Genomic DNA, 16,418 nt, shown 5'->3' with positions numbered 1-16,418 from the left:
TTCTTGCGAGCACCAATGATTTTCTCCCGCATCAGTTTCAAGCTGGTCCTCATTGTCGGCATCAGCCTTCTCGGCATGATCGCGCTCGCGCCAATCGCGCTGTCGACGCTGCGCAGCCAGATGATCGCCGACCGTCAGGCCAAGACGCAGCATATGGTCGATGTCGGCTACGGGATTCTCGCGCATTACCAGAAGCTCGAGAGCGAGGGAAAGCTCACGCGTGAACAGGCGCAGGCCGGCGCCATGGCCGAGATCAAGAGCCTCCGCTACGACAAGGTCGAGTATTTCTGGCTCAACGACATGACCCCCAAAATGATCATGCATCCGATCAAGCCCGAGCTTGACGGCAAGGATCTCGCGGGGATGAAGGATCCCTCCGGCAATGCGCTATTCGTCGGCTTCGTTGACGTCGTCAAGAAGCAGGGCGCGGGTTTCTACAGCTATCTCTGGCCGAAGCCCGGCTTCGACCAGCCGGTCGGGAAGATCTCCTATGTGAAGGGTTTTGCGCCCTGGGGCTGGATCATCGGCACCGGCATCTATCTCGACGACGTCGACGCCGTGTTCCGGCAGGACGCGATGACGTTCGGTTTTGTCTGTCTCGCGGTGTTCGTGCTGGTGCTCGGCGCGTCGTTCGTGATCGGCCGTAGCGTGACCAGGCCGCTCGCGAAAATCACGGGCCTGACCGAGCGCCTCGCTGCCGGCGACAGCGCCTTCGAGGTGCCCTACACCAACCTCAGCAACGAGGTCGGCGGGCTTGCCAAGGCGCTCGCCGTGTTCAAGGACAACGCGTCGGCGGTCGGCCGGATGCATGCCGAGCAGCAGGAGACGAAGCAGCGGGTCGACGACGAGAAGCGCAAGACGATGACCGATCTCGCCGGCAAGTTCGAGGCGAGCGTCCAGGCCGTCGTCCGCGACGTCTTCAACGAGGCGCGGGCGATGCAGCAGGCCGCCCAGGGCATGTCGGAGACCGCTGATAAGGCGACCGACCGCGCGAGCTTCGTCGCCACCGCGTGCCAGCAGGCCTCGAGCAATGTGCAGACGGTGGCCTCCGCCGCCGGCCAGTTGTCATCCTCGATCACCGAGATCAGCCAGCGCGTCGCGCAGGCAGCAAGTGTGGCCGACAAGGCGGCGGCCGACGGCCAGCGCACCAACGACACCGTGCAGGGGCTGGCCGCGGCCGCCCACAAGATCGGCGAGGTCATCGACCTCATCAACCAGATCGCCTCGCAGACCAATCTGCTTGCGCTCAATGCCACCATCGAAGCCGCGCGAGCGGGCGAAGCCGGCAAGGGCTTTGCGGTGGTCGCGAGCGAAGTGAAATCGCTGGCGAGCCAGACCGCGAAGGCGACCGACGAGATCGGTGCGCAGATCTCCGCGATCCAGGCCGAGACCAACCAGGTCGTCGGCAATATCGAGAGCATCCGCGCCACCATCATGGAGGTCAACGAGATCTCCTCGTCGATTGCGGCCGCGGTCGAAGAGCAGGGCGCGGCGACGCAGGCCATCGCCCACAGCGTGCAGGAGGCGGCGTCCGGCACCGACCAAGTCTCGCAGAACATCTCCGGCGTGACCGATGCGACGGCGGAAACAGGCGCGGCTGCAGGGCGCGTGCTACAGTCGAGCGGACGCCTGACCGAAAAGCTGCAATCGCTGGAGAACGAGGTCAGCGCCTTCGTTGCCGGCGTGCGGGCGGCCTAGTATAGCGGGGGATGGGCCAAAACTCCGATCGCCGCGCGCGCATCCTCCTGATCAATCCGAACAGTCTCGAGGCGACCACGGCAATGATGGTCGCGATTGCGACGTCTGTCGCCGGCGATGGTTTCGACATCAAAGGCGCCACGGCGACGCGTGCGCCCTCGATGATCGTGACACCCGAAGCGCTCGACACTGCCGCCCCCGAGGTCGAAGAGATCGCACGCGCGCATCAGGGCGCTTGCAACGGCATCATCGTCTCGGCGTTCGGCGATCCCGGCCTCGTGGGAATCAGGTCGGCGATGAAGCTGCCCGCGGTCGGCATCGGCGAGTCCGCGATGCTGGAAGCTGCCGAAGGCGGCCGCCGCTTCGGCGTCGCGACCACGACGCCGCTGTTGAAAGCAAAGATCGACGCGCTGCCCGACGCGTTGGGATTGCGATCCCGCTATACCGGCACCCGCTTCGCCGACGGCGATCCGCAAGAGTTGATGCGCCATCCTGCCCGGCTGCGTGCGGCGCTCGCCGGAGCGGTCGAGGCCTGCATCGCGCAGGACGGCGCGGAGGCTGTCATCATCGGCGGCGGGCCGCTCGGCGAGGCTGCGCGCGAATTGCAGCCGACGTTCACCGTGCCTGTCATCGCGCCGATCCCGTCGGCCGTCAGGCGCATCATGCGCCTCGTGACGGTGTAGTTTTTCCGCGGCGCGGCATCGGCCGCGACGTGGAAAACTGTTTTCCTTGACATGACCTCTGCCGTGCTCGACCTGTAACCATGTCGATTGGCGGCATCGCGCGTGCCGCAGCGAACAAGAAAAGCACACGGGAAAGACGTCATGAGTGCAGGCCTCACCGAAAAGGACTACCTCGCCACCTTGCGCGGCCTGTGGGAGAAAGCCTGGCCGAAGGGCATGCCGCGCTCGCCGAACTATCTGCACGGCGAAGTTCCCCTGACGGAATATCTGCGCGCCTGGGCGAAGCAGAGCCCGGCGCGGCCTGCGGTGATCTTCTACGGCCATGTCACGACCTATGCGGAGCTCGACCAGCAGAGCGATCGCTTTGCGGCGCTGCTGCAGGCCAAGGGCGTGGGCAAAGGCGATCGTGTCGCCGTCTTCCTGCCGAACTGTCCGCAATTCCACGTCGTGTTCTTCGGCATTCTGAAGCTCGGCGCGGTCCATGTTCCCGTGAGCCCGCTGTCGCGCGCGTTCGAACTGTCCTACGAGCTCAACGACACCAAGGCCGAGGTGATCGTGGCGCTGGACCAGCTCATCCCCGTGGTGGAGCAGGTCCGGGGCGAGGTCAGCCTGCGCGAGGTCATCGTCACCAGCTTTGCCGATGTCGTGCCGGCAACGCCGGCATTTCCGACGCCGGACTCGATCCGTATGCCGCGGATCGCAATCCCGGGCGCGACCGATCTACTGCCCGCGCTCGCCGCACTGCCGGCGCCATCGTCGCTGCCGCCGCCCGGTCTCGATGAAGTCGCCGCACTCAATTACACCGGCGGCACCACCGGCATGCCCAAGGGCTGCGTCCACACCCATCGCGACATGGTCTATACGGCGGCCGCCAATTACGGCATCTCGGTGCTGTCGGACGAGAGCAGCGTCTTCCTGTCGTTCTTTCCCGAGTTCTGGATCGCCGGCGAGAATTTCGGCCTGATCTTCCCGCTGTTCTCCGGCGGGACGCTGATCCTGCTGGCCCGCTGGGACGCCGTCGGCGCGATGGCCGCGATCGACAAATACAAGGTCACGATCACGGCGATGCCGGTCGATGGCGCGGTCGAGCTGATGGATCATCCACGCTGGAGCGAGTTCGATCTGTCGTCGCTGAAGCAGGTCCGCGTCGTCTCCTTCGTCAAGAAGCTCAATGCCGACTATCGCAAGCGCTGGAAGGATCTCACCGGCACGATCCTGATGGAGGCGGCCTGGGGCATGACGGAGACCCACACCTCCAACACGTTCACATCAGGCTTCCAGGACGACGATTTCGATCTCAACAACCAGCCGATCTTCGTCGGTCTGCCGGTGCCCGGCGCCGAGTTCAAGATCACCGATTTCGAGACCGGTGCATTGGTGCCGCTCGGCGCCGAAGGCGAGATCCGCGTGCGGACGCCGTCGCTGCTCAAGAGCTATTGGAACAAGCCGGAGGCAACCGCGGAGTCGCTGATCGATGGCTGGCTGCGCACCGGCGACATCGGCACCATCGACAAGGACGGATTTCTGCACTTCCTCGGCCGCCGCAAGGAGATGCTGAAGGTCAAGGGCATGAGCGTGTTTCCGCCGGAGATCGAGGCGCTGCTCGGCCAACATCCGAAAGTGCTGGGCTCCGGCGTGGTCGGGCGCGACGATCCCGACAAGGGACAGGTGCCGGTGGCCTACATCCAGCTCAAGCCGGAAGCGGTCGGCACGATCTCCGCGGCAGACCTGCGCGCCTGGTGTGCCGAACGCATGGCGGTCTACAAGATCCCGGAGGTGTGCATCATCGAGGCGCTGCCGTTGACGGCCACGGGCAAGGTGAAGAAGCAGGACCTCAACCCGAACCAGCCTGCTTCAGTCTGAGTGAGAGACCGATGTCGTTCAAAAAGCTCCTGATCGCCAATCGCGGCGAGATCGCCATCCGCATCGCGCGCGCAGCGGCCGATGCCGGCATCACGACGGTTGCGATCCACCCCGCCGATGACGCGCTGTCGCTGCATGCGCGCGTGGCCGATGAGGCGGTCGAAATCCCCGGACGCGGCGCGCGGGCCTATCTCGATATCGAGGCCGTGGTGAAAGCGGCCAAGGGCGCCGGCTGCGATGCCGTGCATCCCGGCTATGGCTTCCTGAGCGAGAACGCGGCATTCGCCAAGACCTGCACTGACGCAGGGATCACCTTCGTTGGACCAAAGGTGATGGCGCTCGAACTGTTCGGCGACAAGGTCGCCGCACGACAACTGGCAAAACGCTGCGGTGTGCCGATCATTGCCGGCACCAGCGGACCGTCGTCGCTCGACGAAATCACGGCGTTCTTCATCTCGCTCGGCAGCAACGCGGCGATCGTGATCAAGGCCATGGCCGGCGGTGGCGGCCGCGGCATGCGCGTGGTGGAGAACGCGTCCGATCTCGCGGAAGCCTATGCGCGCTGTCAGTCCGAAGCCAAGGCCGCGTTCGGCTTCGATGGGGTCTATGCCGAGCGGCTGATCCGGCAGGCCCGCCACATCGAGGTGCAGATCATCGGCGACAGGCACGGCGCGATCTCGCATCTCTGGGAGCGTGAATGCACCATCCAGCGCCGGCACCAGAAGCTGGTCGAGGTGGCACCGAGCCCGTCGCTGAGCGAGACTTTGCGTGGCCGCATCATCGAGGCGGCCAGGCAGCTTGCGACAGCGGCGTCGTATGACAATCTCGGCACGTTCGAGTTCCTGGTCGACGGCACCGCCGAGGACAGTTTTGCCTTCATCGAGGCCAACCCGCGGCTCCAGGTCGAGCACACCGTGACGGAGGAAGTGCTCGGCCTCGACCTCGTCCGCGCCCAGCTCGCGGTTGCGGCGGGCGCTTCGCTGGCCTCGCTTGGCCTCGCGCAAGGATCGATCCCGAAGCCGCGCGGCTATGCCATGCAGCTCCGCGTCAACATGGAAACGCTGGACGAGACCGGTGCGACGCATCCGACCGGCGGCGTGCTCGCCGTGTTCGAGCCGCCGTCAGGTCCCGGTGTCCGCGTCGATAGCTTCGGCTATGCCGGCTACAAGACCAGCGCGGCGTTCGACTCCCTGCTGGCCAAGGTCATCGTGCATACGCCGGGTGAAGCCTGGCATGACGTCGTGGCAAAGGCTTCGCGCGCTTTGCGCGAGTTCCGGATCGACGGCGTCGTCACCAACATCGCGTTCCTGCAGGCCGTGCTGGCGCATCCCGACTTCAGGACCAATCGCATCGCGACTGATTTCATCGATCGCAATATTGCGAAGCTGGTCGAGGCGGCGGATGGCGCGGCCAAGCCGCTGTATTTTGCCGCAGCCGAGCGTAGCGGTGCTCACGCCGCCGAGGCGCATGTCGCGCAGATCGTGCCGGAAGGCGCGGTGATGGTCGCGGCACCCCTGCAGGGGACCATCGTCACCATTCAGGTGACGGAAGGCGAGATCGTGCGTCCTGGCCAGCAGCTCGCCGTGATCGAATCCATGAAGATGGAGCATCTGGTCATGGCCGAGCAGGGCGGCCGCGTCATGAGACTTGTCGCCGGCGACGGCGTCACCCTGATGCATGGGGAGCCGATCCTGTATCTGGAGCCGCTCGACGTCGCCGCCGATCACACGGCGGCGGAAGCCGACATCGATCTCGACCACATCCGTCCCGATCTGGCCGAGCTGATCGCGCGCCAGGCCAACACGCTCGATGCGAACCGCCCGGCCTCGGTCGAGCGCCGTCGCAACACCAACCAGCGCACCGCGCGCGAAAACGTTGACCAGCTCGTCGACGACGGCTCCTTCATGGAGTACGGCAGCCTCGCGATCGCGGCGCAGCGCCGCCGCCGCAAGCTCGACGATCTCATCAAGAACACGCCGGCCGACGGCCTCGTGATGGGCGTGGCCACCGTCAATGCCGAAAAGTTCGGCGGCGAGGCCGCGCGCTGCATCGTCGTGGCCTATGACTACACCGTGCTCGCGGGCACGCAGGGCCACATGAACCACAAGAAGATCGACCGCATGCTCACGCTGGCAGAAGACTGGCGCGTGCCGCTGGTGTTTTACGCCGAAGGCGGCGGCGGCCGGCCCGGCGACACCGACCGGCTCGGCATGACCGGCCTCGACGGCCCGTCCTTCGTGCAGTTCGCAAAGCTCTCCGGCCTCGTGCCTGTGATCGGCGTGGTCTCCGGCTATTGCTTCGCCGGCAACGCCGCAATGCTCGGCTGCTGCGATGTCATCATCGCCACCAAGAACGCCTCGATCGGCATGGGCGGCCCCGCGATGATCGAGGGCGGCGGGCTCGGCGTCTATCACCCGGCCGAGGTCGGTCCGGTCTCGTTCCAGTCGCCGAACGGCGTCATCGACATCGTGGTCGAGGACGAGGAGGAGGCGACGCGCGTCGCGCAAAAATACCTGTCCTATTTCCAGGGTGCGATGAGCGATTGGGAAGCTGCGGATCAGCGCCTGCTCCGCCGCGCCATCCCCGAGAATCGTCTTCGCGTCTACGACATCCGCAGCGTGATTGATCTCGTTGTGGACAAGGACAGTGTGCTGGAGCTCCGCCGCGACTACGGCGTCGGCATGATCACCGCGCTGATCCGCATCGAAGGCAAGCCGTTCGGCCTGATCGCCAACAACCCGCGCCATCTCGGCGGCGCCATCGATGCCGACGCCGGCGACAAGGCCGCGCGCTTCCTCCAGCTCTGCGACGCCTTCGATCTGCCGATCGTCTCGCTCTGCGACACGCCCGGCTTCATGGTCGGTCCGGAAGCGGAGAAGACCGCGATCGTGCGCCACGTCTCGCGCATGTTCGTCACCGGTGCGAGCCTCACCGTGCCGCTGTTCGGCATCGTGCTGCGCAAGGGCTATGGGCTGGGCGCGCAGTCGATGATCGGCGGCGGCTTCCACGCCTCGTTCTTCACGGCGGCCTGGCCGACCGGCGAGTTCGGCGGCATGGGCCTGGAGGGCTATGTCCGCCTCGGCTTCCGCAAGGAGATGGAGGCGATCGCGGACCCGGAGGAGCGCGAGACCTATTACCGCAACAAGGTCGCCGAGCTCTACGCCAACGGCAAGGCGGTCTCGATCGCCTCGGTGTTCGAGATCGACAACGTCATCGACCCCGCCGAGACGCGGCGGTGGATCATGGCGGGGCTCCGTTCGGTGCCGAAGCCGCCGGTGCGGACGGCGAAGAAGCGGCCGTGCATCGACACCTGGTGAGGGCAGTGCAGCAATAGCCTGCGTCCCGGTTCCCGATTGACATCCCCGCCTGTGCTGCCAGACTTTGCACAATAATACAGGGTGGAGACGTCCGCGATGGCCAGCCTTTCGGCCTCGAACCATGTCGCCCGTGTCTTGTCCGTCGCCAGCCACGTGGCCGACGTCGACGCCTCTTCGCGCATTGAGAACTCGTGGCGGCGCTGCCTGATCAGCCACAAGCTCGATCCTGCCCGGCAGGGCCCGCCGCAGACACTGACCGAGGCCGAGGTTCGTCACGTCGCTGAGCCGCTGGAAGAGACCATCCGGCTGCTGACGCCGGAGCTCGACGATCTCGCCCGCGTGCTGCGGGACGCCGGCTATTGCGTCAACCTCGCTGACGCGAACGCGACCATGCTGTTCAGCCGCCTGCCGGGCGAGGCCGACGCACGGATGTTCATGGACTGGAAGATCTACACCGGTTCGAATTTCGCCGAGACGTTCGAGGGCACCAACGGGCTCGGCACCTGCCTCGCGGAGCAGAAGCCGATCCTGGTGCATCGCGACGAGCATTTTCGTGCGCAATGGCACATGTTCTCCTGCGCGGTGGCGCCGCTGTTTGATCAGGCCGGGCGCCTCGCCGGCGCGGTCAACATCACCTCTTGTCGGGAAGATCTCGAACGGGCCGCGCATCAGCTTGCGCTCGCGGTGACGATGGAGGCGACGCGGCGGATGGAGGGCGCGATCTTCCGCGATCATTTCCGCAACGCCTGGATCGCGACCGTGCCGGGTGATGGCGGCAGCGGCCTGCTTGCCTACGATGACGATCGTCGCATCGTCGGCGCCTGCCGGTCGGCGCGCGCATTGCTGGGCCTCACCGACGGCCTGATCGCGTCGGGCATCGATCTGGCGCGCTACATCAAGCTTGATCACGCGCGCAACGCGGACGAGATCGTCGAGCTGCGCCGCGCCGATGGCCGTCCGCTGGGGCAAAGCCATGTCGCCCCGCCCCTGCGCGCAAAATCCACCATGCTTCGCCGCGATGCGCCGGTCGATCGCTTCGACGCGCTGCATCGGCTCGCAGGCGGCGATCCGGGCCTCGTCAAAAGCGTGAAGCGGCTGCGGAGCATCGGCGATCACAATCTGCCGGTGCTGCTGCATGGCGAGACCGGCGTCGGCAAGGACGTGTTCGCGCGCGCGATTCATGCCGCGAGCAACCGTGCCCGTAACAACTATGTCGCGCTGAACTGTGCGGCGATGCCGGAGAGCCTGATCGACGCCGAGCTGTTCGGCTACGAGGCCGGCGCCTTCACCGGCGCGCGGCGCGACGGTTCGAAGGGCCTGATCGTGCAGGCTGACGGCGGCACGCTGTTTCTGGACGAGATCGGCGACATGCCGATCGCGCTGCAGACCCGCTTGCTGCGCGTGCTGGAGAACCGCGAAGTCTGGCCGCTCGGCGCGCTCAAGCCGGTGCCGGTGGATATTCGCCTGATCAGCGCCACCCATCGCGATCTCGGCCGCATGGCCGAGGAGGGGGCTTTCCGTGCCGACCTCTATTTTCGCCTGCGCGGCATGGAGGTGCGGCTGCCGGCGCTGCGCGAGCGCGCTGATAGGGATGACATCATCCGCCAGATCGCGCGCGAGGAGGCACCGAATTGCCGCCTCTCGGGCGAAGCCTGGTCGCTGCTCTCGGCCTATTCCTACCCCGGCAACATGCGCCAACTCCGCCACGTGCTCCGGCTTGCCGGCTGTACGGCGGGGGATGGCGTCATCATGGATGCCGACCTCGATCTGCCGCCGTTCGGCGGGAGAACGGCGGGGATTGATCTCGAAGCGGCCGAGCGAGCCACGATCATCGAGGCGCTCCGCAAGCACGGTGGCCGCGTCACTGAAGCCGCCCGCGCGCTAAAACTCAGCCGCGCGACGCTGTATCGCAAGATCAAGCAGCTGAAGATCGAGACGGCGCAGTGATCTTTCTTACCCTCTCCCCTTGCGGGAGAGGGTGGCTCGCCGCGCTAGCGGCGAGACGGGTGAGGGGTATCTCTCCGCGAGTCCAACTCTGATTTGAACGAGTAGAGAGATACCCCTCATCCGGCGCTTCGCGCCATCTTCTCCCGCAAGGGGAGAAGGAAGGGCACCGAGCTCGGCGCTTCCCTCAGGAAAAATCCGTCCAGCTCAAATGCCGCGAATCGAGATCGCCGACTGAAACGGTCTCGCGGATTTCGTGGGGGACGTGGAAGCTGCTGCGCAGATACACGAGCGGCGCGGCGCCGTCGGAATGCGAGACGTAGCGGACTTCGCCGACGAAAATCGAATGCGTCCTGGTCTCGAACTCCTGCGCCAGTACGCAGTCGAACGCCGCGACCGCATCGGTCAGCACCGGTGCGCCCGTGGCACCTCGGGTCCACTGGCCGAACGCAAAGCGATCGTCGCCGTTGACGCCCTTCTGGCCGCTGAAGGTCAGCGCCAGCAGCGCGTGATCCTCGTGCAGGAAGTTGATCGCGAAGGCGCCTTCCTCGCGGATGCGGGCGTGCGCGCTGGCGTTGCGGTTGACGCAGACGATCAGCGACGGCGGATTGTCTGACAATGAGCATGCCGACGTCACCGTCAGCCCGGTGCGCTTGCCGTGCTCGGCGCCGACCGTGACCAGTGCGACCGCACCGGCGCATTGGCGCATCGCCTGCTTGAAATCCTTTGCGTCGACGCTCACGCGGAAATCTCCGAAGTAATGGCGGGTGCGACACGATTGCGCCGCACCCGCATCCGGTCAAGCTGCCTTCTTCGCGGAGCCGAGATGCTTCAGGCGCGGCATCACCTCGTTCTTGAGCAGCGAGAGCGAGTGGTGCCAGGCTTCCGGCTTGTGCTTGTAGTCGAAGCCGAACACGCAGAGCACACCGAACCCGCCGACCTCGTCGTAGATCTTCTCGATCTTTTCGGCCACCGTCGCGGGCGAGCCGACGACCCAGTTCCGCTTGGCGCAATATTCGACGGTGACGTCGCTATCGGGCACGTCGGGCGTGTGCTTCAGATAGTCCTTGAAGCCGAAATGGCCGAGCAGCGGCAGGAAGTATTCGCCCATCATCCGGCCCATCATGTCGCCGGTCGAGAGCCTCCAGGCCTCTTCGTCGGTATCCGCGACGAACACCTCGCGCACCAGGCGCCAGTCCGCGCGGTTCGGCTTGCGTCCGGTCTTGGCGGCGCCGATCTCGACCGAGTCCCAATGGCTGCCGACATAGGCCGGGTTGAGGTTGAGGCTCATCGGGATGAAGCCGCGCTCGCCCGCGAGCTTGAGCGTGTCCGAGTTCTTCGACAGCCCGGCAACGCCGATCGGCGGATGCGGCGCCTGCAACGGCTTGATGTGAGGCTTGAGGAAGTCGAACATCGTGTCCGGCTTGGTCACGGTCCAGAACTTGCCCTTGTAGGTGAAGGGCGCGGGATCGGACCAGAGCTTCAGGATGATCTCCAGCGCCTCGCGGGTCATGTCACGGTTCTGCCCGCTCATGCCGTCGACGTTGAACATCGCCCAGTCGCTCGGCAGGCCCGAGGCCGCCACGCCGAAATTCAGCCGGCCTTCCGAAAGATGGTCCAGCATCGCGACGCGGTTGGCGAGCTCGGCCGGATGGTGATAGGGCAGCAGGAAGCCACCTGGTCCGATGCGCAGGCGCTTGGTCTGCATCAGGGCTTGTGCGATCAGCAGGTCCGGCGTGGGATTGGGTTCCCAGGGCGCGGTATGGTGCTCGCCGATCCAGGCTTCCTGATAGCCGAGCTCGTCGAGCCAGCGCAGGACCTGCAGGTCCCAGTCATGTCCTTCCTTCAGGCCGCACTCCGGCGGATGCGAAGGCATCGTGAAATAGCCGATCTCCATGGGTTTCCTCATCTGATGTTGACGCGTCTTGCTGCGCGTTCGCTGACGTGAACAGGAACAGCTTCAGCAAGCGGTGTGCCAGCGTGGGAGGCGCCCCAGACCCGCGAGAAAACGCTGGTTTAGGGCCGCAATAGCCGATATCCCGGGGCGGATTTGCAAAGCGCCGTCTCATTGTCGCGAGACGCCGTCTTGGCCGTGAGACTCGAGGATACGATTGGAAATGACCGATCCCGCTTTTGTCGCGGTGGACTGGGGCACCAGCAGCTTCCGGCTCTGGCTGGTCGACCGCACGGGCCACGTGCTGGCCGAGCGCCGCAGCGGCGAGGGCATGTTGGCCGCGGCCAAGGCCGGCTTCCCCGGCGTGCTGCAATCGCACCTTGCCGCAGTCGCGGCGCCCGCTGATCTGCCCGTGCTCGTCTGCGGCATGGCCGGTGCCAAAACCGGTTGGGTCGAGGCCGGCTATGTCGATACGCCGGCGCCGTTGTCAGCGGTTCTGAAGCAGGCCGCGCGCGTGCCGGGCGAGGCGCGCGACATCCGCATCCTGCCGGGCATCGCGCAGCGCGACACAGTCGCGCCGGACGTGATGCGCGGCGAGGAGACGCAATTGCTTGGCGCGCTCGGCCTTCATGCCACGGGCGAGGCGCTGGTCTGCATGCCTGGGACCCATTCGAAATGGGTGCGGGTGAAGGATGGCACCGTCGCGCATTTCTCCACCTTCATGACCGGTGAGCTCTTCAGCGTGGTCTCGCGCGAGACGATTCTGTCGCTCGCAGTCGCCGGCGCCGATGACGCCGAGGATGTCGCGAGCTTCAAGGCGGCGGTGAAAGCCGCATACGAGGCGCCGGCTTTCGCGGCCAATCTCCTGTTCACCGCAAGGTCGCGTCAGTTGCTGTTCGGCGGCACGCCGGCTGCGGCGCGTGAGACACTGTCGGGCACGTTGATCGGCGCCGAGCTCGCCGCAGGCCTTTCCGGCACGGTGCCGAAAGCCGGCATCACGCTGATTGCCTCGGGGCGGCTGGCGGATCTGTACCGGCTGGCCTTCGATGCGCTGTCGGTCAACGTGAACCCGATCGATGCCGATGAAGCGGTGCGCCGCGGCCTGTCGATGGCGGCTGCGGCGATCTGGACGAAGTCAGAAGGATCTTTGAGATGAGAGTTCCCTTTCCGCCGATGAAGCGGCCCCTGGTCGCGATCCTGCGCGGCGTCAAGCCGGAGGAGACCGAGGCCATCGTCGGCGTGCTGGTCGAGGCCGGCATGACCGCGATCGAGATTCCCCTGAACTCGCCCGATCCGTTCCGCTCCATCGGGCTCGCCGCCAAGCTCGCGCCATCAGGCGTGCTGATCGGCGCCGGCACGGTGCTCACCGCGGCGGATGTCGATCGCCTCAATGATGTCGGTGGCAAGCTGATGGTCTCGCCGAATGTCGATACCGAGGTGCTGGCGCGTGCGCATCAGCACGGCATGGTGACGCTGCCCGGCGTGTTCTCGCCGACCGAGGCGCTGCTTGCGGCTCGCTCCGGTGCATCCGGCCTCAAATTCTTTCCGGCGAGCGTGCTCGGCGCGTCCGGCATCGCCGCGATCAGCGCGGTGCTCCCCGCAGGCGTGATGATCGCCGCCGTCGGCGGCGTCTCCGACCAGAATTTTGCAGAATACATCAAGGGCGGCGTGACCGCATTCGGGCTCGGCTCCAGCCTCTACAAGCCCGGCATGTCGGCCGCCGATGTCGCCGCGCGTGCGAAGGCGACGATCGAGGCCTATGATCGGGCGATTGCGAAAGACTGATCGAGCAATAAACAAGCCGTGATGTCGTCACGGTCGTGCGTTGTCCTATCTTGCTGCAATAGCGAGATCAGGAGACCGACATGGCGATCAACAACATAGCCGATCTGTTCGTGGCAACGCTCGAACAGGCCGGCGTCAAGCGCATCTACGGCATTGTCGGCGACAGCCTGAACGGTCTCACCGAGGCGCTGCGCCGCCGCGGCACCATCGAATGGGTGCACGTGCGCCACGAGGAGGTCGCGGCCTTCGCGGCCGCTGGCGAAGCCGAGATGACCGGCAGCCTCGCGGTTTGCGCCGGCTCCTGCGGCCCGGGCAATCTGCATCTGATCAACGGCCTGTTCGACGCACATCGCAGCCGCGTGCCGGTGCTGGCGATTGCCGCACAGATCCCGTCGGCCGAGATCGGCGGCGGCTATTTTCAGGAAACCCATCCGCAAAATCTGTTTCGCGAATGCAGCCATTATTGCGAGCTGGTCTCGGATCCGAGCCAGCTGCCTTTCGTGCTGGAGAACGCGATCCGCGCGGCGGTGGGCCTGCGCGGCGTCGCCGTCGTCGCCATGCCCGGCGACGTCGCGTTCCGCAGCCCGCCGAAGCGCGCGCTGTCGACCAATCGCGGGCTTGCGCTCGCAGCGCCCAAGATCGTGCCGCAGGCCGACGAGCTGAAAGCGCTCGCGGATCTGTTGAATAGCGCCGAGCGCATCACGCTGTTCTGCGGCCGCGGCTGTGCCGGCGCGCATGCGCCCCTGATGCAATTGGCCGAAGCGCTGAAGAGCCCGATCGTGCATGCGCTCGGCGGCAAGGAGCACGTCGAATACGATAATCCTTACGACGTCGGCATGACCGGCTTCATCGGCTTCTCCTCAGGCTACGCCGCCATGCACGCCTGCGACGCGCTGGTGATGCTGGGAACGGATTTTCCCTACAAGCAGTTCTTCCCGACCGATGCGAAGGTTGCGCAGATCGATATTCGCCCGGAAAATCTGGGACGGCGCACCAAGATCGATCTCGGTCTCGTCGGCGACGTCAAGCTGACCATCGAGGCGCTGCTGCCGCTGCTCAAGACCAAGACGCAACGAAAGCATCTCGACGACGCCATCGCGCATTACAAGAAGGCGCGCGAAGGCTTGGACTCACTCGCCAAGGGCACGCCGGGAGCCAAGCCGATCCATCCGCAATATCTAGCAAAGGTGATCAGCGACCACGCGAGTGACGATGCCGTCTTCACCGCCGATGTCGGCACGCCGACGGTGTGGGCCGCGCGCTATCTCAACATGAACGGCCGCCGACGGCTGATCGGCTCCTTCGTGCACGGCTCGATGGCCAACGCCATGCCGCAGGCGATCGGCGCGCAGGCCTCGCAGCCCGGCCGCCAGGTGATCTCGCTGTCGGGCGACGGCGGCTTCACCATGCTGATGGGCGATCTGATCACGCTGACGCAGATGAAGCTGCCGGTGAAGATCGTCGTCTTCAACAACGGCGTGCTCGGCTTCGTCGCGCTGGAGATGAAGGCCGCAGGCTTCGTCGACACCAATGTCGATCTGGAAAATCCCGACTTCGCCGCGATGGCGCGCGCGATGGGCATTTTTGCGAAACGCGTCGAGGACCCCGGCGAACTCCCCGGCGCGATGAAGGAGATGCTGGCCCACAATGGCCCGGCGCTGCTCGACGTCGTCACCGCCAAGCAGGAGCTGTCGATGCCGCCGACCATCACGGCCGAACAGGTCAAGGGTTTCAGCCTCTGGGTGCTGCGCGCTGTGATGAGCGGCCGTGGCGACGAGGTCATCGACCTCGCGAAGACCAACCTTCTGTCGCGATGATTTCGGCTGAGGCGGCTCGGTTCACCCCTCCCCGATGGGGAGAGGTGAACAAGGGGACTAGCTGCGCTTGGCCGACGGCACAGGCAACCGCTCATGGCGGCGCTGGAAGCGCTGCCAGTGCAGCACGAGGCCGATCAGCGCCGCCGGCACGAAGCCGAGCGCGATCAGGAAATGCGGCAGTTCCTTCGGCGAGATGAAGGCGATGGCGATGTCGGAGATCAGCCAGAGCGCTGCGAACATCACCGCGAAATCCGTGCGCGGGCAGCGCAGATAATAGAACACGGCGGTGATGACCACGGCGGGCCCGATCGCGATGGCGATCATGACCGCGGTCAGCTCCTTCGGCGTCACCGCGTCGAGCACCATCGAGGCCAACAGCCAGATGGCGGCAAACATGGCGATGATGTCGATCGGATGCCGCAACCCAATACCTCTCGCGGGAACGCGCTATCGTTGTGTCCCGAATCCCGGTCGTCAAGTAAAATACGCCTATTCCTCGTCATTTCCCGGCGTCGGGCGCAGCATGAAATGGCCGAAAGCTGAGGCGATCGGCTTGCCCGGATCGTCCTGCCAGGCCCGCGCCTCGAAGGCGACGATACGCCGTCCCTGTTTCACGATCGAGACATTGGCAATGGTGTCCAGCGCCCGGCCGGATCGCAGGTAATTGACGGTCAGCCCGATCGGCTTCGGCAGCGTCGCGATCCCGAGCTCGCGCCGCACGCCGAGGATCGCGGTGGTCTCGAGGAAAGCGCCGGTCATGCCGCCGTGGATGGCGGGGAGGATCGGGTTGCCGATGATTTTGGGCGAGAACGGCATCGTCAGCGTGCCGTCATCATTGACGCGAATGCCGAGGCAGCGCGCGAACGGGCTGTTGGCGAACGGGCCGTCCGGATCCTCCGGTGCTTCCAGCGTCGGGATGCTGCGCGAGTCCATTCGGCGGTCCGCCAGCATGTTGGTGCGGTTGGCGCCGATCATGAAGCAGCCGGTGGCGGTCGCCACCGGATCGTTCTCGGACTCCTGGTAAGCCGTGGAGCGCACGAAGGCGATCGAGCGCGTGGTGCGATAGCAGACCGAATGCGCCTTGATGGCGAGCCCGGGGGTAGCCGGCTTCTGGTAGTCGATGCGCAGGTCGAGTGTCGCGATTGCGCTGGTGCCGTCGAGCGCGAGCTGAACCGCCATGCCGCAGCTTTCGTCGAGCATCGCGGTGACGACGCCACCGTGCAGCACACCGGTCTCGGTGTCGCCGACGAAGACGGGGCGATAGGGCAGGCTCGACCAGGCTTCGCCCGGCGCGAACCGGTCGAGCTGGAGCCCGCTGATATGGCCGTAATCGGAGCGGCGGCCCTTGATAGCTTCGGCGAGTTCCTCGAAAGGAAGCGTGGTCGATGAGATGGACATGATGACGTTCTAGACCACT

General features: G+C 65.7%; 12 protein-coding genes. 8 read left to right on the top strand and 4 right to left on the bottom strand.

Features of this window, described 5'->3' with window-relative positions; translation table 11 throughout:
- Window positions 1-15 precede the first annotated feature (15 nt).
- The 5 genes from QA645_RS36300 (at window position 16) to QA645_RS36280 (ending at window position 9,508) form a co-directional block, all read left to right on the top strand.
- Window positions 16-1,698: a cache domain-containing protein gene (locus QA645_RS36300; RefSeq protein WP_283045981.1), complete on the top strand. Its 1,683-nt coding sequence runs from the start codon at window positions 16-18 to the stop codon at window positions 1,696-1,698.
- Between the two features lie 11 nt (window positions 1,699-1,709).
- Window positions 1,710-2,381, top strand: a complete 672-nt coding sequence (locus QA645_RS36295) for an aspartate/glutamate racemase family protein (protein ID WP_283045980.1) — start codon at window positions 1,710-1,712, stop codon at window positions 2,379-2,381.
- A gap of 141 nt (window positions 2,382-2,522) precedes the next feature.
- Window positions 2,523-4,244, top strand: coding sequence for an AMP-binding protein (locus tag QA645_RS36290; RefSeq protein ID WP_283045979.1), 1,722 nt, complete (start codon window positions 2,523-2,525; stop codon window positions 4,242-4,244).
- Between the two features lie 11 nt (window positions 4,245-4,255).
- On the top strand, window positions 4,256-7,561 hold the full coding sequence (locus tag QA645_RS36285) for a carboxyl transferase domain-containing protein (protein WP_283045978.1): 3,306 nt from the start codon (window positions 4,256-4,258) through the stop codon (window positions 7,559-7,561).
- 96 nt (window positions 7,562-7,657) lie between these two features.
- Window positions 7,658-9,508, top strand: coding sequence for a sigma-54-dependent Fis family transcriptional regulator (locus QA645_RS36280; RefSeq protein WP_283045977.1), 1,851 nt, complete (start codon window positions 7,658-7,660; stop codon window positions 9,506-9,508).
- Between the two features lie 184 nt (window positions 9,509-9,692).
- Here QA645_RS36280 and QA645_RS36275 read toward each other — a convergent pair whose 3' ends face one another.
- Together QA645_RS36275 and QA645_RS36270 are read right to left on the bottom strand one after the other, a co-directional pair.
- Window positions 9,693-10,247: a flavin reductase family protein gene (locus QA645_RS36275; protein WP_283045976.1), complete on the bottom strand. Its 555-nt coding sequence runs from the start codon at window positions 10,245-10,247 to the stop codon at window positions 9,693-9,695.
- 57 nt (window positions 10,248-10,304) lie between these two features.
- Entirely contained in the window at window positions 10,305-11,402 is a 1,098-nt protein-coding gene (locus QA645_RS36270) for an LLM class flavin-dependent oxidoreductase (protein ID WP_283053486.1), read from the bottom strand.
- Window positions 11,403-11,622: 220 nt separating this feature from the next.
- Here QA645_RS36270 and QA645_RS36265 point away from each other — a divergent pair, with 220 nt between their 5' ends.
- The 3 genes from QA645_RS36265 (at window position 11,623) to poxB (ending at window position 15,001) form a co-directional block, all read left to right on the top strand.
- Window positions 11,623-12,555 carry a 2-dehydro-3-deoxygalactonokinase gene (locus tag QA645_RS36265; RefSeq protein WP_283045975.1) on the top strand — a complete coding sequence of 311 codons (933 nt, stop codon included), beginning with the start codon at window positions 11,623-11,625 and terminating at the stop codon, window positions 12,553-12,555.
- The gene (locus tag QA645_RS36260; protein WP_283045974.1) at window positions 12,552-13,184 is read left to right on the top strand and encodes a 2-dehydro-3-deoxy-6-phosphogalactonate aldolase; all 633 of its coding nucleotides are present in this window, start codon (window positions 12,552-12,554) and stop codon (window positions 13,182-13,184) included. Before QA645_RS36265 ends, QA645_RS36260 begins: the two co-directional genes overlap by 4 nt.
- A gap of 80 nt (window positions 13,185-13,264) precedes the next feature.
- Window positions 13,265-15,001 carry a ubiquinone-dependent pyruvate dehydrogenase gene (gene poxB, locus QA645_RS36255; RefSeq protein WP_283045973.1) on the top strand — a complete coding sequence of 579 codons (1,737 nt, stop codon included), beginning with the start codon at window positions 13,265-13,267 and terminating at the stop codon, window positions 14,999-15,001.
- A gap of 57 nt (window positions 15,002-15,058) precedes the next feature.
- Here poxB and QA645_RS36250 read toward each other — a convergent pair whose 3' ends face one another.
- Both QA645_RS36250 and QA645_RS36245 read right to left on the bottom strand, forming a co-directional pair.
- Window positions 15,059-15,424, bottom strand: coding sequence for a hypothetical protein (locus QA645_RS36250; RefSeq protein ID WP_283045972.1), 366 nt, complete (start codon window positions 15,422-15,424; stop codon window positions 15,059-15,061).
- Between the two features lie 66 nt (window positions 15,425-15,490).
- Window positions 15,491-16,399: a PaaI family thioesterase gene (locus QA645_RS36245; RefSeq protein ID WP_283045971.1), complete on the bottom strand. Its 909-nt coding sequence runs from the start codon at window positions 16,397-16,399 to the stop codon at window positions 15,491-15,493.
- Window positions 16,400-16,418: the final 19 nt, after the last annotated feature.

This window comes from Bradyrhizobium sp. CIAT3101 (assembly GCF_029714945.1).
Lineage (GTDB): Bacteria > Pseudomonadota > Alphaproteobacteria > Rhizobiales > Xanthobacteraceae > Bradyrhizobium.
This window is presented reverse-complemented; position numbering and strand designations above follow the sequence as displayed.